This is a genomic window from Marinobacter alkalisoli, assembly GCF_045449855.1.
GTDB lineage: Bacteria > Pseudomonadota > Gammaproteobacteria > Pseudomonadales > Oleiphilaceae > Marinobacter.
This window is the reverse complement of record NZ_JBJJLC010000017.1, coordinates 43,867-64,975: the sequence shown is the minus strand read 5'-3', so window position 1 is coordinate 64,975 and position 21,109 is coordinate 43,867. Positions and strand designations below refer to the sequence as shown.

Sequence of the window (21,109 nt, the reverse complement as noted above, 5' to 3'; positions counted from 1 at the left end):
GCACTCTGTTCAGCGCAATGCTGATCAGCCCAGCTTCTCCTTGATACGAGCTGCCTTGCCGGACAGGTCGCGCAGGTAGTAAAGCTTGGCCTGACGTACGTCACCACGACGCTTCACGCTGATGCTGTCGATCAGCTTGGAGTGAGTCTGGAAAGTACGCTCAACGCCCACGCCGTAAGAGATCTTACGAACAGTGAAGGAAGAGTTCATGCCGCGGTTACGCTTACCGATAACAACGCCTTCGAACGCCTGCAGACGCTCACGGTTGCCTTCGGTTACGCGAACCTGAATAACCACGGTATCGCCCGGCGCGAACGCAGGGGTGTCCTTGGTCATCTGTTCTGCTTCAAGTTGACTGATGATGTTGTTCTTGCCGCTCATCGTATGCTCCTGATACCCAATCTTTTAATGCCCTGATGATTCAGAGGCACCCGGTTCGTTCAAAATCTCTTCCAGCAGCTCACGCTCTTCGTCCGTCAGTACCCGCTTTTCCAGCAGGTCGGGGCGTCGCTCCCGGGTTCGCCTCAGCGACTGCTTGAGCCGCCAACGCCGGATCTGATCATGGTGACCGCCTAACAAAACATCCGGCACCGCCTGACCTTCGTAAACCTCGGGCCGGGTGTAGTGCGGACAATCCAGCAAACCGTCGGCAAAGGAATCCTGCTCTGCCGACTGCGCATGACCCAGCGCTCCGGGGATGAGGCGCGTAACCGCATCAATGACAGCCATGGCTGCCAACTCGCCGCCGGACAGGACAAAATCCCCCAGCGACACTTCCCGATCGACTTCCGCCGATATCAGGCGCTCGTCGACACCCTCGTAACGGCCTGCCACCAGAATCAATCGTTCTTCCGCCGCAAGGGACTCAACAACAGACTGATTCAGCGTCTCACCCTGAGGTGAGAGATAAACAACACAGGCTTTGCCGGGTGCCGATTCCCTGGCCGCATGGATCGCATCCCGCAGAGGCTGCATTTTCATCAGCATGCCAGGACCGCCACCATAGGGCCGGTCATCCACTGTGCGGTGACGATCATGGGTAAATTCCCGCGGGTTCCAGCTCCTGAAGGTCAGAAGACCATCACGAACCGCCCTGCCGGTAATGCCATAATCGGTGACCGCACTGAACATTTCCGGGAACAGACTGACTGCGCCAATCCACACCCTCAGAACTCCGGATCCCAGTCAACAACCATGCGCTTCGCAGCCAGATCCACTTCCCGAACCACCTGATCCGGAAGATAGGGAATCAGCCGCTCACGCTGGTCGATGGAAGCCTGATTGGACTTCACCACCAGAACGTCGTTGGAGCCTGTCTCGATCATATGATCCAGCACACCCAGGCACTCATCTTCAACGGTGAAGACGTCAAGCCCCTCAAGCTGGTGCCAGTAGTACTCCCCTTCGGGAAGCGTCGGCAGCTCAGCGGTCGGAACCTTGACCTCTGCACCGCAGTATGTGTGCGCCAGATCACGATCATTAATACCTTTCAGCCTGACGACAATCCCCTGCCCCTGGCGGCGACCTTCCTCAAGCCTGGCCGGAATACGCTTACCGTTGAGGACCAGAGTCCAGTCACGATAGTTCAGTATTCCGTCCCTGGGGTCCGTGTAGGAATAAACCTTAAGCCATCCCTTGACCCCAAACACCGAGGTAATCCGGCCAATCACAGTTTCCTGCGAATGCTGTGTCATGCCATCAACCCCGGTATTAAAGCGTAATTACTCAGCGCCTTTCAGCAGCTGGGCAACGCGATCGGTGGCCTGAGCACCCTGGCCCAGCCAGAACTCAACACGATCACGATCAACGCGCAGACGCTCTTCCTGACCACGGGCAACCGGGTTGAAGAAGCCAACACGCTCAATAAAACGACCGTCGCGGGATTTGCGGCTGTCGGTGACTGTCAGGTGATAGAACGGGCGCTTCTTTGAGCCGCCGCGAGCCAAACGGATTGTTACCATTTAACCAATATCCTGTTCTGTTGTACGAACTTTGTACGATTCACACCCGCCAGAACTGGCCGGCGTGAAGACCCATACTCGAAAGGGGCGCTATTCTATGCTAAAAAAGCGCCAATGAAAACAGGGAAACACAGTGAAACCCGGTTTTCTGCGTACGGCTTTCTACATACGGCCATATGGCGGCATACCACCACCGCCTCCACCGGGAGGCATCATACCGCCCATGCCTCGCATCATATTGGCCATACCGCCTTTTTTACCGAATTTCTTCATCATTTTCTGCATCTGTTTGTGCTGCTTGAGCAGACGGTTCACATCCTGAATCTGGGTGCCGGACCCCGTCGCTATACGGCGCTTACGAGAGTTGTTGATGACATCCGGGTAACGACGCTCTTTCGGCGTCATGGAGCAAATGATCGCCTCCATCTGCCCCATGGACTTGTCATTCACCTGCTGCTGGGCCATTTGCGCCATCTGCCCCATGCCCGGCAGTTTATCCATCAGGCCGGCGACACCGCCCATGCTTTTCATTTGCTGCAACTGATCACGGAAGTCCTCAAGATCGAAATTCTTGCCCTTCTTGATCTTCTTGGTCAGCTTCTGGGCCTTCTTCTGGTCCAGCTTGCGCTCGGCTTCTTCTATAAGGGAGAGCACATCCCCCATCCCCAGAATCCGCGAGGCCACCCGATCCGGATAGAAGGGCTCAAGGGCATCGGACTTCTCACCAATACCAAGGAACTTGATGGGCTTGCCGGTAATGTGACGCACGGAAAGCGCGGCACCGCCACGGGCATCGCCATCGGTCTTGGTCAGCACCACACCGGTCAGCGGCAGGGCGTCATTAAAGGCCTTGGCGGTATTGGCAGCGTCCTGGCCCGTCATGGCATCGACCACGAACAGGGTTTCCACCGGGTTGACCGCCTTATGCAGCCGTCCGATCTCGCCCATCATCTGCTCATCCACATGCAGGCGGCCGGCGGTATCCAGAATCACGACATCTATATGCTTCTTGCGGGCTGCTGCGATCGCGCCCTCGGCGATATCCACCGGATCCTGATCCGAGGAACTGGGGAAAAACTCTACCCCGACTTCACCGGCCAGGGTTTCCAGTTGCCGGATAGCGGCAGGACGGTAGACGTCTGCACTGACCACCATCACCGATTTTTTCTGGCGCTCCTTGAGCAGCCGCGACAGTTTGGCAACCGTTGTGGTTTTACCCGCACCCTGCAGACCTGCCATCATTATGACCGCCGGCGGTTGCACGGACAGGTTGAGGGATTCATTGCCCTCGCCCATGACCCGCTCAAGTTCCTGCTGGACAACCTTAACAAACACCTGCCCGGGCGTGAGGCTGCGCTGCACTTCCTGGCCGATGGCGCGCTGACGGACCCCTTCTATAAAGTCCTTGACCACTGGCAGGGCAACGTCCGCCTCCAACAGCGCCATTCGCACTTCGCGCAGCGTGTCCTTGATATTGTCATCGGTAAGCCGCGCCTGGCCGGAAATCTTGCGCAGGCTACCGGAAAGTCGGTCTTGGAGGTTCTCAAACATGTTGCTCTTCCGTACCCCGGATAAATTGAGTGCACAAACCACGAAGCCGGGACCCGGCTCCTTGATTCCTGTTGCATAATCGCGACATTATAACCAGACTATCGCCCTGAAACGACCAACCCGGTCAAATCGGTGACTAACTGCACCGATCCCCAGTCAGACAGTGGTTAAAGGAAGTCATGGGAACGCTGATTCTCGCGGTCACCTCTCTTTTTCTGTATAGCGTTGGTACCGCCCTGCAAGCACTCAGCTTCAGGGGGCGGGTGCATACCAATGTAGCCATCACCATGCTGATTGGCATTCTGGCACTGACAGGCCACGGCCTGCTGATTGCCCAGACCGTACATCAGGATACCGCCTTTGATTTCAGCTTTTTCCAGAGTTCGGTGCTGATATCCTGGCTGATCGTCTTCCTCCTGCTCGGGCTGAGTCTTCGCAAGCCTGTGCAAAGCCTGTTCCTCGGAGCTTACCCCCTGGCCGGGCTCACAATTATCCTGTCACTGATCACCCACACCCCTTCCCGCCTGGTGCCGGAAGACAGCTACGGCATGCTTTCCCACATCGCGCTATCGGTGACAGCCTACAGCCTGTTCACCCTGGCTGCCATTCAGGCGACCCTTTTTTACTTCCAGAACCGTCAGCTCAAGCACAATTACAACAGCATCCTGGTGCGCAACCTGCCGCCGCTGCAAACCATGGAATCCCTGCTGTTTGAAATGGTTTGGGCCGGGGTGGTCATGCTCATTCTGGCGATCGTCACCGGCGCATTGTTCGTGGAGGACCTGTTCGCCCAGGACCTGGCCCACAAAACCCTCTTTTCGCTGCTATCCCTGGTGGTCTTTGTGGCTCTGTTGATTGGTCGCTACACCAAAGGGTGGCGAGGCATCACTGCCAGTCGCTGGACCCTCGCGGGCTGCGCGCTACTGATGTTGGCGTTCTACGGTAGTAAATTCGCACTTGAGCTGGTATTTCGTCAATGAATGAAACGTCGCTAACGGTACTTTTTAGCGTACTGGTCGGGCTTATTGTGCTGTCCGCTTTCTTCTCCAGCTCTGAAACCGGGATGATGTCCCTGAACCGGTATCGCCTGAAGCACATGGCCAAAACCGGCCACAAGGGAGCCAAGCGCGCCCAGGGCCTCCTGCAGAGAACCGATCAACTTATCGGCGTCATCCTCATTGGCAACAACTTCGTCAACATCCTGGCGTCCTCCATAGCGACCGTCATCGCCATTCGCATCTGGGGGGATGCCGGCATAGCCATCGCCACGCTGCTGCTCACGCTGGTTATCCTGATTTTTGCCGAGGTAACCCCGAAAACCCTGGCGGCACTCTTCCCTGAGAAAATCGCTTTTCCGGCCAGTCACATTCTCGGACCGTTGCTCAAGATCCTCTACCCGCTGGTCTGGGCGGTCAACCTGTTCACCGGGGCCATCCTCAAGATCCTGGGCATTTCTCCTAACGACGCCGCCAACGACCACCTGAGCCGCGAAGAGCTGCGCACTGTGGTCAATGAAGCCGGCGCACTGATTCCCGCCAAGCACAAAGACATGCTGGTGGGTATCCTGGACCTGGAGAACGTCACCGTGAACGACATCATGGTGCCCCGTAACGACGTGGTCGGCATTGATCTCGACGATGAAATGGACACCATCCTGCGCCAACTCCGCAGCAGCCAGCACACCCGGCTGCCGGTTTACAAAGGCGACATCAATAATATCCAGGGCATTCTCCACCTCCGCAGCGCATCAAAGCTGCTGCTGCAGGAAGACCTGAACAAAGCCATGTTGATGCAGCTGTGCCAGGAGCCCTACTTCATTCCGGAGAGCACGCCACTGAACACCCAGTTGATCAATTTCCAGAAAGGCAAGCGCCGGTTCGGGGTGGTGGTGGATGAGTATGGCGACGTGCTGGGCCTGGCCACACTTGAGGACATCCTTGAAGAAATCGTGGGTGAATTCACCACCGATTACGCCGCAACCAGCCCCGATATCATCCCCCAGGACGACGGCACGTTTATTATTGATGGCGCCACGGCACTCAGGACCATCAACAAGACACTGGGCTGGAAGATGCCCACCGATGGCCCCAAAACCCTGAACGGACTGATCACCGAAACCCTGGAAAACATCCCGGAAACCAACGTCTGCCTCAAGGTCTCCGGTCACCGGATCGAGGTGCTGCAGATCAAGGATAATGTCGTCAAGGCGGCCATCGTCCGCCCCGCCCGCCGCAAGAAGCGCTCTCTTCTCTGACGTTCCGGGGCGCTTATACCGTAAGGTTATAGCAGACCCCGGAGATTAGACGATCAAAATTTAACCGACTCCTTGACCGCCACCCACATTCCACCAAGACTGAAAGTGCGTGCGACATAACAATAATCATTAGGAGCCTTTCCATGAGTCTGACACACACCGTTGGCCTGCTCACCCACCCTGATCGTGAGTGGGAAGCCATACGTCAGGATTCCGAATCCGTTAGTAAACTGTATTTAGGCCACATCTTTATACTGGCCCTGATACCCGCTATTGCCGGTTTTGTCGGAACCACCCAGGTTGGCTGGCAGATCGGAGATGGCGCCATCACCCGGCTGACGGTCACCAGCGGACTGCAACTGTCCGCCCTGTTCTATGCCGCCATGCTTGCGGGCATTTATATTCTGGGCAAGTTCATCGATTTTTTCGCCGCCACCTACGAAGTCAAGGACCGCACACCCCGTGGCGTAACCCTGGCCGCGTATACCGCGACCCCGATGTTCCTGCTGGGCGTTATTGCGGCCTACCCCAACATCTGGGTAAACATGGCGGTGGGGCTCGTCGCCGTGTCCTACGCCGTGTATCTTCTTTATGAAGGCCTGCCGATCCTGATGAAGATACCTGAGGATCGGGGCTTCATGTTTGCGTCCTCGGTACTGACCGTCGGACTGGTCATGCTGGTGGCGCTGCTGGCAGTCAGCGTGGTGATCTGGAGCGTTGGCATCGGACCGGTGTACACTCACTGATACCGTCCGAACCTGGCGTAAACCAAAGATCATGCAACGGGGTACCCTGCGGGGTGCCCCTAAATTTTTGGCAACGTGGGCCTGTTATCATTTAGTCATGTTACGGCCTGTAAAAATGCGGTAGATTTAACCGATAATGAGAAATTAAGTCAGTAAGCTCGGTCATGTATCCGGTTGAGGCGTAAACAGGAGTCGGCCATGAATAAGCAGTCCGGCATACATTATCTCCGCGAACACAGGGAAGCGGGCAGTTCCCGCCCCGTTCCTGCAGAGGTAACCCGGATCCGTGACACCGTCGTTGCCGGGCTGGGAGACTTGCTGCAGGGAGCCTTCGACGCGGTCGATGACTCGTTGTTCGAGCTGGCCAACAATGCCCGCAGCAATAACGAGCAAAACCGGTATTTTGAGGCGATGCGCGAAATCCGCATCAAGCGCAAGGGCGTGGAACGGCATTTCCAGAACGCCGTTGCCCAGAATTTTGCCGCGCCACCGCACAGCGGCGGTGTGGCCAGCGAAGAAAGTCAGACTGCACAGCCTTCGGCTGACAGCCTTTCACTGGTAGGCAATGACGACCTGGAAGAACAGGTCGCCCTCAACGCCATGATCACCAAGGCCAAGGCACACTTCCAGGGACCACTGCTGCAACTCCAGACCCGCTTCAGTGTGGTCTATCCGGAAGCCAGCGAAGAATCGCCGGTTAACCCGATGGCCCCGGAACACTTGTGCAGCGCCTTTACCGAAGCCATACAGGCGCTGGAAATCCAGATTCGTGAGCGCCTGATCCTGCTCAAACAGTTCGACCGTTACGTAGTATCCAACCTGGGCATGCTGCTGGATGAAGCCAACCGCATACTGATCCAGGCCGGCGTTATTCCCAATTTTCGCTACCATGGCAAGGCCGGGAAGCAACACGGAAAAACCCAGGGGCAGGCGACTGAAAAGCCCAGGCCCGAGGGAGAAAGCGACGACTCATCCCAGGCGACCAGCCAGGCCCATGACAGCGCGGTATTTGAACAAATCCGCCAGATGCTGGCCGTGCAGCGGGCCAACGCCGGCATCCCGTCACGGGCATCGGACCCCAATGTCCACGTCATCGGAGGCGCGGAACTGGTCAGTCTGCTGAGCGCCCTGCCCCAACAGCCGCCAGTCTCCACCTCGGAGAATCTCAGTGCCGGGGAGCCGATCACCGTGGATCTGCGGCAGGTGGTGGAGCAGTTGCTGGCCCACAACGTGGCCGTGGATGGCAAGAAACCCGCGCTGAACGAGTTGGATGAGGACCTGATCAACCTCGTCTCCATGCTGTTTGAGTTCATCCTTGACGACTACAACCTGTCAGCGCCAATTCAGGTACTGATCAGCCGGTTGCAGATTCCTATTCTCAAAGTGGTCATCAAGGACAAAACCTTCTTCAGCAAAGCAACCCATCCTGCGCGCCGGTTGCTGAACTCCCTTGCCCGTGCAGGTATCGGCTGGAGTGACAGCGACGAAAAGACCCGCGACAAACTTTACGACAAGATTCACAGCATTGTGCAACGCATCCTCAACGAATTCGATGGCGACCTGTCACTGTTTGAAGAACTCGGAGAAGAGTTTGAGCAGTATCTTGCCAGGGAAAATCGCAAGGCTTCACTGGTGGAACAACGAACCCGCGAGTCAGAGCGTGGCCGCATAAAATCCCAGAAAGCCCAGGAAACCGTCGATCGCGTGCTCCAGGAAAAAGTCGCCCGCTACCATTTGCCGGATTCCGTTCGAAATATCCTGGTTAACGGCTGGAGTCGGGTCATGTTCCTGGCGTACCTACGGGACGATGTCGAGCACCGCTGGCTGGAATCCGTACGGGTCGTGGATGATCTGATCTGGTGCCTCCATCCTCACCAGGAAGACGAGGAAAGGGACCAGTGGGTGCGCGTGGTGCCGGGCCTGATCAAGTCTCTGCGTGCCGGACTGGAAGAAGTCTCCTACAACTCCTCGAAGCTCGACGAAATGATGAGCGAGCTCAAACACGAACTGACGGAAGCATTCCGGGCCAACGCGCTGATGGAAGCCCGGGAGGATATACCGGCCCCCTCCGCCGAAGAACCGGAACAAATCCCGCCAACGGCTGTCGAGCGCCAACAGCAGCTTGAGGAAGCCGCCATTGCGGAGTACGTCGCGCAGATTGATGCGATCGAAATTGGCAACTGGGTTGAGTTCAACCTGGTCAACGGCGCCAGCTTCCGCTGCAAGCTGTCTGCCATTATCGAGGAAGCGGACTGCTTCGTTTTCGTCAATCGCATGGGACTCAAGGTAATCGAGAAAACTCGCACCGAGCTGGCCCACGAAATGCGCCGCGGGAGACTGACCGTACTGGAACAGGGTGCACTCATTGACCGGGCACTGGATGCTGTTGTCGGCAGCTTACGGAACAAGGCTGGATAAGGCCGCAACTCACCCTTGCCAGGAGCAGCCGAAAGACCATGCTGGATTATGGCCGTACTACCAGCCTTCCGGCCCGGTATCGAATCGCCCTTGCCATTTCCCTGGCGCTGTTTCTACACACTGCCGGCCTGTCGGCTATTCCCTCACTGCTTGAGAGGACAGAGCAACCGACGCCGACCATGACCGTCACGCTGGTGGCTCCCGGCAGCCAGCCGGCCCCCGAAGCCGCGGCCAGCTCCGGGGAGAAACCCGCCGAGCAGCCACAGGAACCCCGGGATGCCAGCGTCCCGCAGCAGGATTCGAAGACAGCACACCCGGACCAACCCGAGGCGCCCTCGCAATCGGCGACCCCACGGGTCACTCCAGCCCCCGAACCGGCATCAGCCGCGCCCGCTGCCGGAGCCTCGCAAGCGGAGGCAGCAAACCAGTCGCCCCCATCCCTGACAGCGGCGGCAGGCGCTGCCGCCACCTCTCCCACCGAAACGCCCCGTCAGATCAGACAGGTAACGGAATCCCCGAAAAAGACCGATGCCTACGTTGTCAGTCTCGCCACCCGGATTGCCCGGGAACTGAGGCGCAATGGCGTGTCGATGCTTCGGGAACTGAGCTCGCCCGTCACCCTGGAGGTTGAACTTCATCTGCTGGGAAATGGCGCTCTGACCAGGGCGAACGTGTCCCGATCAAGTGGTGTGAAAGGAATCGATGGTGCAGCCTACCGGGCTGCATTGGCAGCCAGCCCCTATCCGGAGCCGCCAGGCAAAGAGGAAGGACAGCAACGCTACCGGGTTGAACTGGTGTTCTCCCCGGAGCGTCTGGAAAACTAGCGGATCAGGCTTCAGCCTGCTTGGCCGCATCCTTGACAGCCTTGGCCAAATCGCCACTCTCGGACATCTCGAGAACGATGTCACAGCCACCCACCAGCTCACCGTTGATGTATAGCTGCGGGTAGGTCGGCCAGCTGGAATAAACCTTCAGGGCTTCACGCAGCTCCTGATTGTCCAGAATATTGACAAACGCAAAGCGCTCACCGCAGGCCATCAATGCCTGGACGGTTTTTGCCGAGAAACCGCACTGTGGAGCCTGCGGAGTACCCTTCATGTACAGAATGACCGGGTTACCCTCAAGCTGGCTCTTAATGGTTTCATTAATGTCCATGAACATTCACCTCTGATTGGAAACGGAATTGCCTATCGGCAATGCACTTGAGGCCTATTGTACACGCCGTCTGTCGGCGGCACCAAACTCCCCGCTTGATGCAGCGCAACCACTGCGGCAACGCCGTTGTCATCATCTGCCTTAAGGGCTAGACTTGAGCCCCTGTCTTACAGGCAGTCAGCGCAGCTCCCGTCACGTTCACCCGCCGGTGCGGTTTTATCCGCAGTCTGGCGCGTTGTGGTTTTCCGACGCGGATTTTTACGGGCCAGTTGTAACAACCAGCATGTCCGTAAATGTGCGGCAGGGTTTTCGTTTGATAAAGGGCCAGAACATGGCAGCAAGACACTTTCTGACATTGAATGACATGACATCCGGCGAGCTTGAGAGCCTGCTGGACCATGCAAGCAAACTTCGCAAGGAATGGCGCAGCGGCGTTACCCGGGACACCCTGAAGAACCGGGTGCTGGCGATGATCTTTGAGAAATCATCCACTCGAACCCGGGTATCGTTCGAGGCCGGCATGACCCAGCTCGGTGGCGCCGCGCTGTTTCTGTCCCCCCGCGATACCCAGTTGGGACGGGGTGAGCCCATCGAGGATTCCGCCATCGTCATTTCCAGCATGGTGGATGCGGTGATGATCCGCACTTTCGCCCACGATACAGTGGAAAAGTTTGCCAGCGCCTCCCGCGTGCCGGTCATCAACGCGCTGACCGACGACTTCCATCCCTGCCAGCTGCTGGCCGACATGCAGACCTACCGGGAACACCGGGGCAGCATCCGTGGCGCCACGGTGACCTGGGTGGGCGACGGCAACAACATGTGCCATTCCTACATCAATGCCGCTACCCAGTTCGGCTTTAACCTGCGCATTGCCTGCCCTGAAGGCTACGACCCCAGCGCCTCACTGATGCAGATGCACAGCGACCGCGTCAGCATCGTCCGCGATCCGCAGGAGGCAGCCCGTGGCGCCAACCTGCTGGTCACCGACGTATGGGCCTCCATGGGCCAGGAAGACGAGCAGAAAGCCCGTGAAAAGGCATTCCAGGGTTACCAGATCAGCCCTGAGCTGATGGCCCTGGCAGACAAGGACGCACTCTTCATGCATTGCCTGCCGGCTCACCGGGGCGAGGAAATCTCCACGGACATGATGGAGCACGCCAGCTCCGTGGTATGGGATGAGGCGGAAAATCGTCTGCACGCCCAGAAGGCACTGCTTGAGTTCCTGATTCTCAACAAACTGGACTGACCGGATGAGCCCGAGCCTGAGCCAACCCGCCGACTGGCTGCTGGAAGTGCACAACCTGTCTTGCGGGTACGGTGACGGCTCGGTGGTCAAGGACGTCAGCTTCTCACTGAGCCACGGCGACATTGGCTGCCTCCTGGGGCCCAGCGGCTGCGGTAAAAGCACCATACTTCGTGCGCTGGCCGGTTTTCTGCCGCTCAATACCGGCGAAATCCGCCTGCAGTCACAATCCATCAGCCTGCCCGGCCGGACACTGGCGCCGGAGAAACGCCGCATCGGCATGGTGTTTCAGGATTACGCGCTGTTTCCGCACCTGACCATCGCCGACAATGTGGGGTTTGGCCTGCACAAGGAGAGCCGCAGCGAGAAGCGCCAGAAAGTCATGGAACTGCTGACTCTGGTGCACCTTCAGGACCTGGCGGACAACTACCCCCACGAACTGTCAGGCGGCCAGCAACAACGGGTCGCTCTCGCCCGGGCACTGGCGCCGGAACCAACATTGATCCTGCTGGACGAACCCTTCTCCAACCTGGACACCGATCTGCGCCGGCGTCTGAGCCTGGATGTGCGCGAGATCCTCAAAACCCTCGGTATCAGCGCCATCCTGGTCACCCATGACCAGCAGGAAGCCTTTGCCATGTGCGATCAGGTAGCGGTACTGAAAAACGGCAGCATCCAGCAGTGGGACGTGCCCTACAACCTCTATCACGAACCCGCCAATCGTTTTGTGGCCGGCTTTGTCGGCCAGGGTGGCTTTGTTCCCGGCAAGGCGCTGGGTCCGGATACCATTGAATCGGAGCTGGGCATCATTCACGGCAACAGGGCCTACAAATGGGCACCCGGCACCCTGGTAGACGTGCTGATCCGGCCTGACGACATCGTCTACGACGCGGACTCCGGCCTCAAACCCAAGGTGGTCGAGAAAACCTTTGCCGGCACCTCAACCCTGTATCGTTTCCGCTGCTCGGAAGACACGGAGTTCGAGGCCCTGTTCCGCAGCCATCTGGATTTTCATCTGGGCGAAACCGTGCCGGTGCGCGTCGAAGCCGACCACCTGATCGCGTTTGAACGCACCGCCTGACCTGGCCGTCAGTTGTTGCAGACCCGCTCCACGGCATCCAGCCATCCGGCGTAGAGCGATTCCCTGAGGGCCGGTCTCATGGCCGGCTCAAACCGTCGCTCCCGCTCCCACAACTGCGCAATCTCATCCAGACTCTTGTAGACGCCAGTATGGAGCCCGGCCAGGTACGCGGCTCCCAACGCCGTGGTTTCTGTCACCCGCGGGCGGTCCACCGTCACATTCAGAATATCCGACAGGAACTGCATGACCCAGTCGTTCACCGCCATGCCGCCGTCGACCCGCAGCGCCTGCAGGTGAGCACCGTCGTTCTGGATGGCGCGGACCAGGTCCTTGGTCTGATAACACACGGACTGCAGGCCCGCAGTGACAATCTCGGCGATACCGGTATCCCGGGTCAGCCCCATGATTGCACCCCGGGCGTGAGGGTCCCAGTGGGGCGCCCCCAGACCGGTAAACGCCGGCACCAGGTACACCGGGTTATCCACCCCGACCTGCTCCGCACAAGCGGCAGATTCACTGGCATGACGAATCAGCTTCAGGCCGTCCCGCAGCCACTGCATCGCCGCACCCGCGACAAAGATACTGCCCTCGATGGCGTAACAGGGCTTGCCATTCAGACGATAGGCCATGGTGGTCAACAGACGGTTCTCGGAGCGTAGCGCCTGCTCTCCGGTGTTGAGCATGAGAAAACAGCCGGTGCCATAGGTGCTCTTGGCCATGCCGGGCTCAAAACAGGCCTGGCCGATCAAAGCGGCGTGCTGATCACCCGCGATACCCGCGACCTGCACCGGCGCGCCCAGGCATGCCGCGTCGGTGGTACCGAAATCCGCGGCACAATCCATGACTTCCGGAAGCAGCGCCCTGGGCACCCGGAACAGCTCAAGCAGTTCATCGTCCCAGGCCTGGTCATGGATATTGAACAGCGCGGTGCGAGAGGCGTTGGTGGCATCGGTCAGGTGCGACCGACCGCCGGTGAGGTTCCACAACAGCCAGCTGTCAACAGTGCCGAACGCCAGTTCCCCGGCCTCGGCGCGGGCCCGTGCACCATCGGCATGGTCCAGAATCCAGGCGATTTTGGTGGCTGAGAAGTATGGGTCAATCAGTAACCCGGTACGCTCGACAACGGTATCTTCATACCCATCGGTTTTCAGCTTGGTGCAAATGGACGCCGTACGGCGATCCTGCCAGACAATGGCGTGATGAATGGGTTTACCAGTCTGCCGGTCCCAGATAATCGTTGTCTCACGCTGATTGGTGATTCCGATCCCCGCCAGGGTCGCGGCGTCTATGCCGCCTTTTTCCAGCACTTCGCGACACACCGCCAGGGTGCTGTCCCATATTTCGGCGGCATCGTGCTCAACCCAACCATCCCGGGGGAAATACTGATGGAATTCCTGCTGGGCCACGGCAACGCTGGTCCCGGTTTCATCAAACACGATAGCGCGGGAGCTGGTCGTCCCCTGGTCAATGGCGAGAAGGTAATCTGGCATGGTGATTGGCACTCCATTGTTTTTCCATAATTCTAACAGTGGAGAGCCTGAGGAAAGCAAAACCGGCAACAAAAACCCAAAAAAAAGGGCCGGTAAAAACCGGCCCTCAAATGACGAATGAAACAAGGAAAGTTCGTAAGAACTACAACCTCAAAAGTCATCCCTTACACTGCGAATTATGGACAAGGGGATGACCCTGTTCAGTTGAGGTTATGTATGCGGATTGTTACATCAGGTGAGAGAGCGAGACTCAGTTCACACTATCGCGTCCACCGGCTTCTTGCGTGGCCACACCAGGCTGAACCTGGCGCCACCCAGCGTCTCACTACGACTGACGAATGCCTGCCCGCCATGCCAGTACAGAATACGGCGCACAATCGACAACCCCAGCCCGTAACCGCCGGAGGTACGCGTGCGACTGTCATCGAGACGGGCAAAGGCGGTAAAGACCTTTTCCCAGTCCTCTTCCGGAATACCGGGGCCGTCGTCCTCAACGTCCACCCGGCAGTTGTCTTCGTCGAAATGGCAGCAGACCATCACTTTCTCGCGGGCATAACGGCCGGCATTCCCGACCAGGTTCTGGATGGCCCGGTGGATGTAGCGAGGCTCGACATCTGACAGCCCCCACTGCTCCGACTCCTCGTCAATCCTGGCCGTGATGGTCAGCTCCGGGCGGATCAGCTGCTGCTCGCCCACCACCTGCCGGACAATATCCGTAACCGAGGTTTCCTGCAGCGAGAACACCGGCCCACCCTGCTCCAGTCGGGCGTAGGTCAGAATCTCATCAATCAGTTCATCCAGTTCCTGGATATCGCCGTCGATGCCATCCAGCTGCTTTTGCAGTGCCTCCGGGCTGGAGGCTCCCTCGATCATCTGTACACCAAAACGAATGCGGGCAACCGGCGTGCGCAACTCGTGGGACACCGCGTGGATCATCTCCCGCTGAACCCCCACCAGGCGCTGAATATGCTCTGCCATGCCATTAAAGGCCGCCGCCAGACGGGAAACCAGCTTACTGTCCCCGGCATCCACCCGGGCGCCCATTTCCCCCCGGGCGATGCGCACAGCCACCGATTCAACCGCCCGGAGATTGCCATCCACTTCCCTCAGCGCCAGGTAGAGCGCCAACGCCAACACGCCGCCACTGACCGCCAGCAGCAGAAGAATCACGGGCCATGCCCAGGGACTGAACGGTTTCGGCATGGTGAGATCGATCAGGGAACCGTCCCCAAGCCGAATCAATACATTGGCACGGTCAGTGCCGTCCTTCTGGTACAGTGCCAGTCCCCGTTCCGACACCCGCTCCAGCACTTCGGAGCCCGGCACACGGTCCGGACTTTCAATCCGTGACAGGGATAAACGGAAGGTCTCTTCCAACTGACCGATCATCAGCTCTTCACGGCCAGGCCCCACATCATCCATATGCTGCCGCACAATCAGGGCCACCGCTTCAGCCACATCGCGATAGGTATCCCTGAAGCGGATCGAAAGCACCGACCCATCCACGCCCTGAACCAGAACCTGCTGACCGATACTGGACTCCCTGGCCACAACCTGACCATACGCCAACCGCTCAAGAACAACCGGCGACAGAGACAGGCCGTCGGGCGCGGACACCTGGAAATCGTAGAGCGATTCAAGCCAATGATATTGCCGAAGTGGTGCCGGTGCCGCCGCCAGCCAGCGCATGAGCGGCTCGGGAAATCGTTCATTCCAGAACTGGGAACGAACCGAATTGACGCCCACAAACAGGACAGCACACAGCAGCAGGACCAGAAAGGTGAGGCCGATCAGGCGAAGGTAGAGTTTGAGGAAAAACTTCAGGGGCATCGCGTTAACCCTGGCAACGAACGCCGGCCCCACCCCGCGGGAAAGGCAACCGGCGCCAGAGGCTGATGGTTCAGGCTTCTTTTACGAACAGATAGCCTTTGCTGCGAACCGTTTTGATGCGGCGGGGGTGTATCGGATCATCACCGATCTTGGGACGAATCCGTGACACCCGGACATCAATGGAGCGGTCCTGGCCGTCATATTCAATACCCCGCAGGGCCGTGAAGATTTCCTCCCGGCTAAGTACCCGCCCGGCGTTACTGGCCAACAACCAGAGCAGATCGAACTCGGCACTGGTCAGATCGATACTCTCGTCATTGAGCCAGGCTTCGCGCATGGAGCGATCCACCACCAGGTCATTGAACTGAAGCCGAACCGGTTCCTCACCATTGACTTCTTCGGCCCCGCCCTGGCTGCCCTCGGTGATTCGTCGCAACATGGCGCGAATCCTTGCCAACAGCACCCGGGGCTTTACCGGTTTGCCGATGTAGTCATCCGCGCCCATCTCCAGACCCAGCACCTGATCCAGGTCATCGGTCCGGGCGGTGAGCATGATGATCGGGCCCTGATAAGCAGGCCTCACTCGGCGACAGATGGACAAGCCATCCTCGCCCGGCAGCATAAGGTCAAGAACAACCAGGTCAGGCTGCTCGTTGCGGATACGTTCGACTGCACGACCACCATGGGTCTCCAGGGAAACGGTCAGGCCGTTACTCTCCAGATATTCCCTTGTCAGCTCTGCCAGCCGTTCATCATCCTCGACAATGAGAATTCGCCAACTTTCGTTTGTCTGTTCCACGCCGTCCATCTCTGGTTTTGTTATTCCGGTTTCAGAAGAAGCATTCTGTTACTGACAATACAGGCAACCTGCTGTAACAGCAATTATACATGCTATTCAGAAATATACATGGAACCGCCACTCCGTTACAGCTGGTGACATACCTCACAACCTGATTTGTCCAAAAAGCACTGTAACCCAGTCGTCATCGGGCGGTCATTCGGCTGTCACACCCGGTTCATAGCCTTGTCTGGAAACGGCAACAATGAGACCAAGCTATGAGCGCACAATCCGTTGACGTCACCCGCCCCGCCCGCCAGCTAAAGGCTGGAATAACAAACCACCCGGCCACCGTGGAAGCTGCCCAGCGTCTGCGTTACCGGGTATTCTCCGAGGAATATGGCTCCGACCTCGGCGCCACGACCCCGGGTATCGATGCAGACAGTTTCGATGCGTATTGCGATCACCTGATTGTTACGGACCAGTCCAGCGGACAGCTGGTGGCGACCACCCGCATCCTGCACCAGCGGGAAGCGGCAAAGGCCGGCGGCTTCTATTCCGAAGGGGAGTTTGACCTGGCCGCATTTCACCGGCTACCGGGCACCGTGGCGGAGCTGGGCAGAACCTGCGTCCACCCGGATTACCGGAATGGCGCCACCATCACCCTGCTGTGGGCCTCACTGGCGGAGTACCTGGTTCAGCACCAGGTAGACTACCTGATCGGCTGCGCCAGTATCAGCATGGCCGATGGCGGACTGAAAGCCTGGAACATCGCCCGCTACCTGCAGCGTGAATTCATGTCCGATGAGGCCTTTCGGGTCACTCCGAAGCGGGAGCTGCCCCACCTGGCCCATCCGGTCAGCGAAGGCCGGCCGGTGAATGTACCTGCCCTGATCAAGGCATACATGCGACTGGGGGCCAAAGTATGCGGGGAACCCTGCTGGGATCCGGAATTTCGCTGCGCCGACGTCCTGGTGGTGCTGGAAGTCAGCCGGCTGGCTTCGCGTTACAGCAGACACTTCCTGGCCAGGGCCTGACGACCATGGGAGGGATCCGGCTCACCGTCAGGCTGGCGCTGTTTTCCGCCTTCCTGCTCACTACCGCACTGATCGCCTCAGCCTGCCTACTGGCGGAAACCGTCACGCGGCGCGCCATCAACCGTGCTCCGATCGCCCGCTTCTGCTTCCATGGCGCCAGCCGCTGCCTGGGCCTGCGCATTCGCCAGCAGGGCACCCCGGCCACCGGGCCCGCACTGCTTGTCAGCAACCACATTTCCTGGTCCGACATTCCGGTGCTCGGCGGCACCGTCCCGCTCCGGTTCCTGTCCAAGGCGGAAGTGGGCCGCTGGCCGGTGATCGGCTGGCTCGCGCGACAAGCCGGAACACTGTTCATTGTCCGTGGCGGCGGCAGGGCACGAGAAGCCAGGCAGGAAATCGCCACCACCCTGAGCGGCGGGCAATCCGTGCTGATATTTCCGGAAGGCACGACCAGCACGGGGCTGACGGTACTCCCGTTCCACAGCCGGTTGCTGCAGGCGGCGGCGGATGCCAATGTTGCCATTCAGGGCATCAGCATTGCCTACACCAGACAGGGAAGGCCGGACCACCTGGCGCCGTTTATCGGCGATGACGAGTTCCAGTCCCACCTGCCCCGACTGCTGCGACAACCAGCCGCGGACGTTACCGTGGTGTTTCACCCGCCAGTGCAGATTGACGCCGACAGGTCACTGACGGAGGTCGTTGAGCAGGTACAGGAAACGGTCGCCAGTGGGGTGCGGCAGATCTATCGGGAAAGGGCCATTGAAGCTGGCAGAGACGCAAGCGAGCCTGTGCGGCAGCAGGCGTAAGCCGTACAGGCACCCCGCCGCTCAGTAAAGCGGGCGCCCCTGGGCAACTTCCTCTTCCGTAGCTTCCCGCTTGCCGACAATTTCCAGATCGAAGTACAGGGTAAAACCTGCCAGCGGATGATTGGCATCCACCTTCACCAGGTTGCCATCAATACTCACAACCTGGACAACCTGGGCGCTGTCTCCGGTGTTGGTCTGGAACTTCATGCCAACATCAAGGTTCTCCACCCCCTCAAACATCGAGCGAGGCACCTTGCGAATCAATTCCGGGTTGTGCTCGCCATAGGCCATGGAGGGCGGCACGGTGACCTCAAGGCAATCGCCCACGTTCCGGTCTTTTACCGCCTCCTGAATGCCGGCGATAATGCCCGGGCTGCCATACAGGAAGTGCAGAGGCTCACTACCCTCCGAGGTATCAACCAGCTCCCCGATCTTGTTCTTCAGGACATAGTGAACGGTAAAAACATCAGGTTTTTGCATCAGGTTTCTTTGCTTCCCGTGTCGGATGGTGTATCAAGTTTGCGCAGGCCATGAATAACCAGGCGCTGATCAAGCCTGGCTTTCAGGCCCCGGGGATTCTCCAGCCCCATTCGCTGCAACAATGCCGCGTAACGGCCATCCTCGTCCTTCTCCCGAAGGGCCTGCCACAGCGTCACCAGTTTACCACGTCGGGTCGACGTTGCGGCCTTCAGGGTCTGCAACGCCTTGCCCAGGGTCAGTTCCTCGTCGGTGAAGTCGCGGCCGAAGGGAAACGCCGGGAACAATTCTTCGTTCCCACTGCTGGCCACCGCCTGGCGCACGGCTTCCGGTGTGTTATTGCACCAGTCGGCGGGCAGCCTGAAATCCGGCGCCACCTTGCCTGCCTTCTGGGCCTGTTTCAACAAATCCTGCTGAAAGCGGGAATCGGCGATGCGGATCAACCTCAGATAGACCTGTTCGTCAGACTGTCCACGCAGATCGGCAATGCCATATTCGGTCACCACAATATCCCGCAAGTGTCTGGGAATGGTGCAATGGCCATAGCTGAACACAATATTAGACACCGCCTCACCGCCAGATTGACGGGTACTCCGCAACGTCAGGATTGAGCGGGCGTCCGGCAGCTCGTGAGCCATGGCAACAAAGTTGTACTGACCACCCACCCCACTGACCACGCGGCCATCGTCCAGGCCGTCGGAAACGGCGGCGCCGCTGAGGGTGTGCATCATGGCCGAATTGATAAACCGGCTGTGAACGCGTTGAGCGGCCTTTAACCGCTGATTGCCGAAGGCGTGATCATAAAGGTGGTTAATGTAGTTCACGCTGGTCATGCAGATGCGCTGACGGTCCTCGTCAGACAGATCCCGCAGCGCCTGGTAGAACGATTCCGGCCCGACATAAAAGCCACCGTGCATGACCACGCCGCCGGTCAGCCGGTCACCCAGCGCCAGGGTCCGGATGGCCTCCCTGGAATCGGCATTATCCAGATCCGCATCCAGCGATTGCTCCCCTATCCTGAGGCGACCACCCTTGAACTCGACGGTGTCCCTGAAAATACCGAAACGGGTCAACCAGCGAACGTCCCGGGCTCGCATCGGGGAATCAATCAGTTTTTCCCGGCGGAGAACATCGAGTGTTTCCAGTGAGACCTGCTGACTGATATCGCCCTGGTTGATCAGGGTTTGCAGGCCAGCGTGGTCATATACCTCGCGGGTCAGTACGCCGGCATCCAGCAGATAGTAGAAACCGTCGACCATCATTTCGCTGCAGCCATACAGCCCTTCCCGGAACGGCCCGGTGCCACCGTCCACTGTTGTTACCGGGAACCGGTCCGCCACACTCAGTTTGTCAAAGACCGCATTCCAGGCATCATTCTGCTTGTGGCGCATGATGGCGCTGTGCACCAGAGCCGCCCCCAGGGAACCTATCCCCACCTGCAAGGTGCCGCCATCCCTGAGCAGGGCGCTGGCATAGAAACCGATCAGGTGATCTGCCGGGCTCACGGCCATCTGCGGAGCGGAGAACAGTGGATAGTCGGATGGCTGGTGTTCCAGCAGGACATCGAAGCTGGTCTCGGCAATCGCCGCATGCTGCCCCATGAACGGCAGGTTTTCATTGAGCTCGCCAATAACAGCCACCGGCGTCCCTTCAGCTTCCCGCTCACGCATCAGGGGCAACAGATCCAGGGACAGGTCCGGATTGGAACTGAGACTGACCTGACCCGAGCCATCCCCGGGCGCGATCATCTGCCCGATCACATTCACCCCCAGCGCCATAAGATCCCGCACGGCATGGGTATAGTTGGTGCAAACGTAATTGCGCTGCTGATCAACATTGTTGAGGAACGATCCGGCCTTGAAGAAAAACTCGGATACTTTGACGTTGTCCGGCAGGCGGTTGGCACTGACATCACGGGCATAGGCCAGTTCCGGAATACGTCCATACAGACGCTCAGCGAACGGCCCCATAAATCGCTTCTCCAGGGAGGAGCTGCCCCGGGGAGCGAGCAGTGACAGCGCGGTGACAATGTGAAGGTTAATGGAGGGATCGTCCTTGGCGCGCTGATACAGCGCATTCACAAACCGAACGGGCTTACCCAGCCCCAGCGGCAAGCCGAGGGTTATGTTCTTGCCCACCCGATCGATAACGGCGTCCACACAGGCATTGGTATCACTCAGGCGCAATGGCGCGTCTGCCACCATATCCATACTCCTTTATAACCTTCGTAGAGGGTTCCGGAGAGGATCATCACATGATAGGTGCAGGCAGACAATGAG

The 21,109-nt window shown here is 58.7% G+C and carries 20 protein-coding genes; 9 read left to right on the top strand and 11 right to left on the bottom strand.

Annotated features, from left to right (window positions below; all coding sequences use genetic code 11):
- Positions 1-24: 24 nt before the first annotated feature.
- From rplS to ffh, 5 genes are all read right to left on the bottom strand, one after another.
- Positions 25-381, bottom strand: a complete 357-nt coding sequence (rplS, locus tag ACJO5Y_RS09010) for a 50S ribosomal protein L19 (protein ID WP_406986375.1) — start codon at positions 379-381, stop codon at positions 25-27.
- A gap of 24 nt (positions 382-405) precedes the next feature.
- On the bottom strand, positions 406-1,164 hold the full coding sequence (gene trmD / locus ACJO5Y_RS09005; RefSeq protein ID WP_012138826.1) for a tRNA (guanosine(37)-N1)-methyltransferase TrmD: 759 nt from the start codon (positions 1,162-1,164) through the stop codon (positions 406-408).
- 2 nt (positions 1,165-1,166) lie between these two features.
- Positions 1,167-1,694 carry a ribosome maturation factor RimM gene (gene rimM / locus ACJO5Y_RS09000; RefSeq protein WP_406986373.1) on the bottom strand — a complete coding sequence of 176 codons (528 nt, stop codon included), beginning with the start codon at positions 1,692-1,694 and terminating at the stop codon, positions 1,167-1,169.
- 27 nt (positions 1,695-1,721) lie between these two features.
- Entirely contained in the window at positions 1,722-1,961 is a 240-nt protein-coding gene (gene rpsP / locus ACJO5Y_RS08995; RefSeq protein WP_012138828.1) for a 30S ribosomal protein S16, read from the bottom strand.
- A gap of 162 nt (positions 1,962-2,123) precedes the next feature.
- On the bottom strand, positions 2,124-3,512 hold the full coding sequence (gene ffh / locus ACJO5Y_RS08990; protein WP_406986369.1) for a signal recognition particle protein: 1,389 nt from the start codon (positions 3,510-3,512) through the stop codon (positions 2,124-2,126).
- A 179-nt stretch (positions 3,513-3,691) separates the two neighbouring features.
- On the opposite strand from ffh, the gene ACJO5Y_RS08985 reads away from it, so the two are divergent.
- The 5 genes from ACJO5Y_RS08985 to ACJO5Y_RS08965 all read left to right on the top strand — a co-directional run bounded on the left by ACJO5Y_RS08985 (position 3,692) and on the right by ACJO5Y_RS08965 (position 9,754).
- Positions 3,692-4,492: a cytochrome C assembly family protein gene (locus ACJO5Y_RS08985; RefSeq protein WP_406986367.1), complete on the top strand. Its 801-nt coding sequence runs from the start codon at positions 3,692-3,694 to the stop codon at positions 4,490-4,492.
- Positions 4,489-5,766, top strand: a complete 1,278-nt coding sequence (locus ACJO5Y_RS08980; protein ID WP_406986364.1) for an HlyC/CorC family transporter — start codon at positions 4,489-4,491, stop codon at positions 5,764-5,766. The genes ACJO5Y_RS08985 and ACJO5Y_RS08980 overlap by 4 nt, the downstream gene beginning before the upstream one ends.
- Before the next feature lie 143 nt (positions 5,767-5,909).
- The gene (locus ACJO5Y_RS08975; protein ID WP_406986362.1) at positions 5,910-6,512 is read left to right on the top strand and encodes a Yip1 family protein; all 603 of its coding nucleotides are present in this window, start codon (positions 5,910-5,912) and stop codon (positions 6,510-6,512) included.
- Between the two features lie 198 nt (positions 6,513-6,710).
- A complete protein-coding gene (locus ACJO5Y_RS08970) occupies positions 6,711-8,930 on the top strand; it encodes a DUF1631 domain-containing protein (protein WP_406986359.1) in 2,220 nt (739 codons plus the stop codon).
- A gap of 38 nt (positions 8,931-8,968) precedes the next feature.
- The gene (locus ACJO5Y_RS08965; RefSeq protein WP_406986356.1) at positions 8,969-9,754 is read left to right on the top strand and encodes a TonB family protein; all 786 of its coding nucleotides are present in this window, start codon (positions 8,969-8,971) and stop codon (positions 9,752-9,754) included.
- A 4-nt stretch (positions 9,755-9,758) separates the two neighbouring features.
- Here ACJO5Y_RS08965 and grxD read toward each other — a convergent pair whose 3' ends face one another.
- Positions 9,759-10,085 carry a Grx4 family monothiol glutaredoxin gene (grxD, locus tag ACJO5Y_RS08960; protein WP_406986354.1) on the bottom strand — a complete coding sequence of 109 codons (327 nt, stop codon included), beginning with the start codon at positions 10,083-10,085 and terminating at the stop codon, positions 9,759-9,761.
- 331 nt (positions 10,086-10,416) lie between these two features.
- On the opposite strand from grxD, the gene argF reads away from it, so the two are divergent.
- Both argF and ACJO5Y_RS08950 read left to right on the top strand, forming a co-directional pair.
- Positions 10,417-11,331, top strand: a complete 915-nt coding sequence (gene argF, locus ACJO5Y_RS08955) for an ornithine carbamoyltransferase (RefSeq protein ID WP_406986352.1) — start codon at positions 10,417-10,419, stop codon at positions 11,329-11,331.
- A 4-nt stretch (positions 11,332-11,335) separates the two neighbouring features.
- Positions 11,336-12,409, top strand: a complete 1,074-nt coding sequence (locus ACJO5Y_RS08950; protein WP_406986349.1) for an ABC transporter ATP-binding protein — start codon at positions 11,336-11,338, stop codon at positions 12,407-12,409.
- A gap of 8 nt (positions 12,410-12,417) precedes the next feature.
- On the opposite strand, the gene glpK is transcribed toward ACJO5Y_RS08950, so the two are convergent.
- The 3 genes from glpK to ACJO5Y_RS08935 all read right to left on the bottom strand — a co-directional run bounded on the left by glpK (position 12,418) and on the right by ACJO5Y_RS08935 (position 16,537).
- On the bottom strand, positions 12,418-13,899 hold the full coding sequence (gene glpK, locus ACJO5Y_RS08945; RefSeq protein ID WP_406986347.1) for a glycerol kinase GlpK: 1,482 nt from the start codon (positions 13,897-13,899) through the stop codon (positions 12,418-12,420).
- A 255-nt stretch (positions 13,900-14,154) separates the two neighbouring features.
- The gene (locus ACJO5Y_RS08940) at positions 14,155-15,729 is read right to left on the bottom strand and encodes an ATP-binding protein (protein WP_406986345.1); all 1,575 of its coding nucleotides are present in this window, start codon (positions 15,727-15,729) and stop codon (positions 14,155-14,157) included.
- Between the two features lie 70 nt (positions 15,730-15,799).
- Positions 15,800-16,537 carry a response regulator gene (locus ACJO5Y_RS08935; RefSeq protein WP_406986342.1) on the bottom strand — a complete coding sequence of 246 codons (738 nt, stop codon included), beginning with the start codon at positions 16,535-16,537 and terminating at the stop codon, positions 15,800-15,802.
- 248 nt (positions 16,538-16,785) lie between these two features.
- On the opposite strand from ACJO5Y_RS08935, the gene ACJO5Y_RS08930 reads away from it, so the two are divergent.
- Together ACJO5Y_RS08930 and ACJO5Y_RS08925 are read left to right on the top strand one after the other, a co-directional pair.
- Positions 16,786-17,544 carry a GNAT family N-acetyltransferase gene (locus tag ACJO5Y_RS08930; RefSeq protein WP_406986340.1) on the top strand — a complete coding sequence of 253 codons (759 nt, stop codon included), beginning with the start codon at positions 16,786-16,788 and terminating at the stop codon, positions 17,542-17,544.
- 5 nt (positions 17,545-17,549) lie between these two features.
- Complete coding sequence (locus ACJO5Y_RS08925; RefSeq protein WP_406986338.1) at positions 17,550-18,353, top strand: lysophospholipid acyltransferase family protein; 804 nt, start codon at positions 17,550-17,552, stop codon at positions 18,351-18,353.
- A 21-nt stretch (positions 18,354-18,374) separates the two neighbouring features.
- Here ACJO5Y_RS08925 and ACJO5Y_RS08920 read toward each other — a convergent pair whose 3' ends face one another.
- Together ACJO5Y_RS08920 and ACJO5Y_RS08915 are read right to left on the bottom strand one after the other, a co-directional pair.
- Positions 18,375-18,833: an FKBP-type peptidyl-prolyl cis-trans isomerase gene (locus tag ACJO5Y_RS08920; RefSeq protein ID WP_406986335.1), complete on the bottom strand. Its 459-nt coding sequence runs from the start codon at positions 18,831-18,833 to the stop codon at positions 18,375-18,377.
- The gene (locus tag ACJO5Y_RS08915; RefSeq protein ID WP_406986334.1) at positions 18,833-21,034 is read right to left on the bottom strand and encodes an acetyl-CoA hydrolase/transferase C-terminal domain-containing protein; all 2,202 of its coding nucleotides are present in this window, start codon (positions 21,032-21,034) and stop codon (positions 18,833-18,835) included. The genes ACJO5Y_RS08920 and ACJO5Y_RS08915 overlap by 1 nt, the downstream gene beginning before the upstream one ends.
- Between the last annotated feature and the right edge of the window lie 75 nt (positions 21,035-21,109).

What these genes read in the sequence shown, in the direction of transcription:
- ACJO5Y_RS08970 (WP_406986359.1), top strand. Translation starts at nt 6,711, where the DNA reads ATGAATAAGCAGTCCGGCATACATTATCTCCGCGAACACAGGGAAGCG.
- argF (WP_406986352.1), top strand. Translation starts at nt 10,417, where the DNA reads ATGGCAGCAAGACACTTTCTGACATTGAATGACATGACATCCGGCGAG.
- glpK (WP_406986347.1), bottom strand. Translation starts at nt 13,899, where the DNA reads ATGCCAGATTACCTTCTCGCCATTGACCAGGGGACGACCAGCTCCCGC.
- ACJO5Y_RS08985 (WP_406986367.1), top strand. Translation starts at nt 3,692, where the DNA reads ATGGGAACGCTGATTCTCGCGGTCACCTCTCTTTTTCTGTATAGCGTT.
- ACJO5Y_RS08920 (WP_406986335.1), bottom strand. Translation starts at nt 18,833, where the DNA reads ATGCAAAAACCTGATGTTTTTACCGTTCACTATGTCCTGAAGAACAAG.
- ACJO5Y_RS08940 (WP_406986345.1), bottom strand. Translation starts at nt 15,729, where the DNA reads ATGCCCCTGAAGTTTTTCCTCAAACTCTACCTTCGCCTGATCGGCCTC.
- grxD (WP_406986354.1), bottom strand. Translation starts at nt 10,085, where the DNA reads ATGGACATTAATGAAACCATTAAGAGCCAGCTTGAGGGTAACCCGGTC.
- rplS (WP_406986375.1), bottom strand. Translation starts at nt 381, where the DNA reads ATGAGCGGCAAGAACAACATCATCAGTCAACTTGAAGCAGAACAGATG.
- ACJO5Y_RS08975 (WP_406986362.1), top strand. Translation starts at nt 5,910, where the DNA reads ATGAGTCTGACACACACCGTTGGCCTGCTCACCCACCCTGATCGTGAG.
- ACJO5Y_RS08965 (WP_406986356.1), top strand. Translation starts at nt 8,969, where the DNA reads ATGCTGGATTATGGCCGTACTACCAGCCTTCCGGCCCGGTATCGAATC.
- ACJO5Y_RS08930 (WP_406986340.1), top strand. Translation starts at nt 16,786, where the DNA reads ATGAGCGCACAATCCGTTGACGTCACCCGCCCCGCCCGCCAGCTAAAG.
- ACJO5Y_RS08980 (WP_406986364.1), top strand. Translation starts at nt 4,489, where the DNA reads ATGAATGAAACGTCGCTAACGGTACTTTTTAGCGTACTGGTCGGGCTT.
- ACJO5Y_RS08925 (WP_406986338.1), top strand. Translation starts at nt 17,550, where the DNA reads ATGGGAGGGATCCGGCTCACCGTCAGGCTGGCGCTGTTTTCCGCCTTC.
- rimM (WP_406986373.1), bottom strand. Translation starts at nt 1,694, where the DNA reads ATGACACAGCATTCGCAGGAAACTGTGATTGGCCGGATTACCTCGGTG.
- rpsP (WP_012138828.1), bottom strand. Translation starts at nt 1,961, where the DNA reads ATGGTAACAATCCGTTTGGCTCGCGGCGGCTCAAAGAAGCGCCCGTTC.
- ACJO5Y_RS08935 (WP_406986342.1), bottom strand. Translation starts at nt 16,537, where the DNA reads ATGGACGGCGTGGAACAGACAAACGAAAGTTGGCGAATTCTCATTGTC.
- ffh (WP_406986369.1), bottom strand. Translation starts at nt 3,512, where the DNA reads ATGTTTGAGAACCTCCAAGACCGACTTTCCGGTAGCCTGCGCAAGATT.
- ACJO5Y_RS08950 (WP_406986349.1), top strand. Translation starts at nt 11,336, where the DNA reads ATGAGCCCGAGCCTGAGCCAACCCGCCGACTGGCTGCTGGAAGTGCAC.
- ACJO5Y_RS08915 (WP_406986334.1), bottom strand. Translation starts at nt 21,034, where the DNA reads ATGGTGGCAGACGCGCCATTGCGCCTGAGTGATACCAATGCCTGTGTG.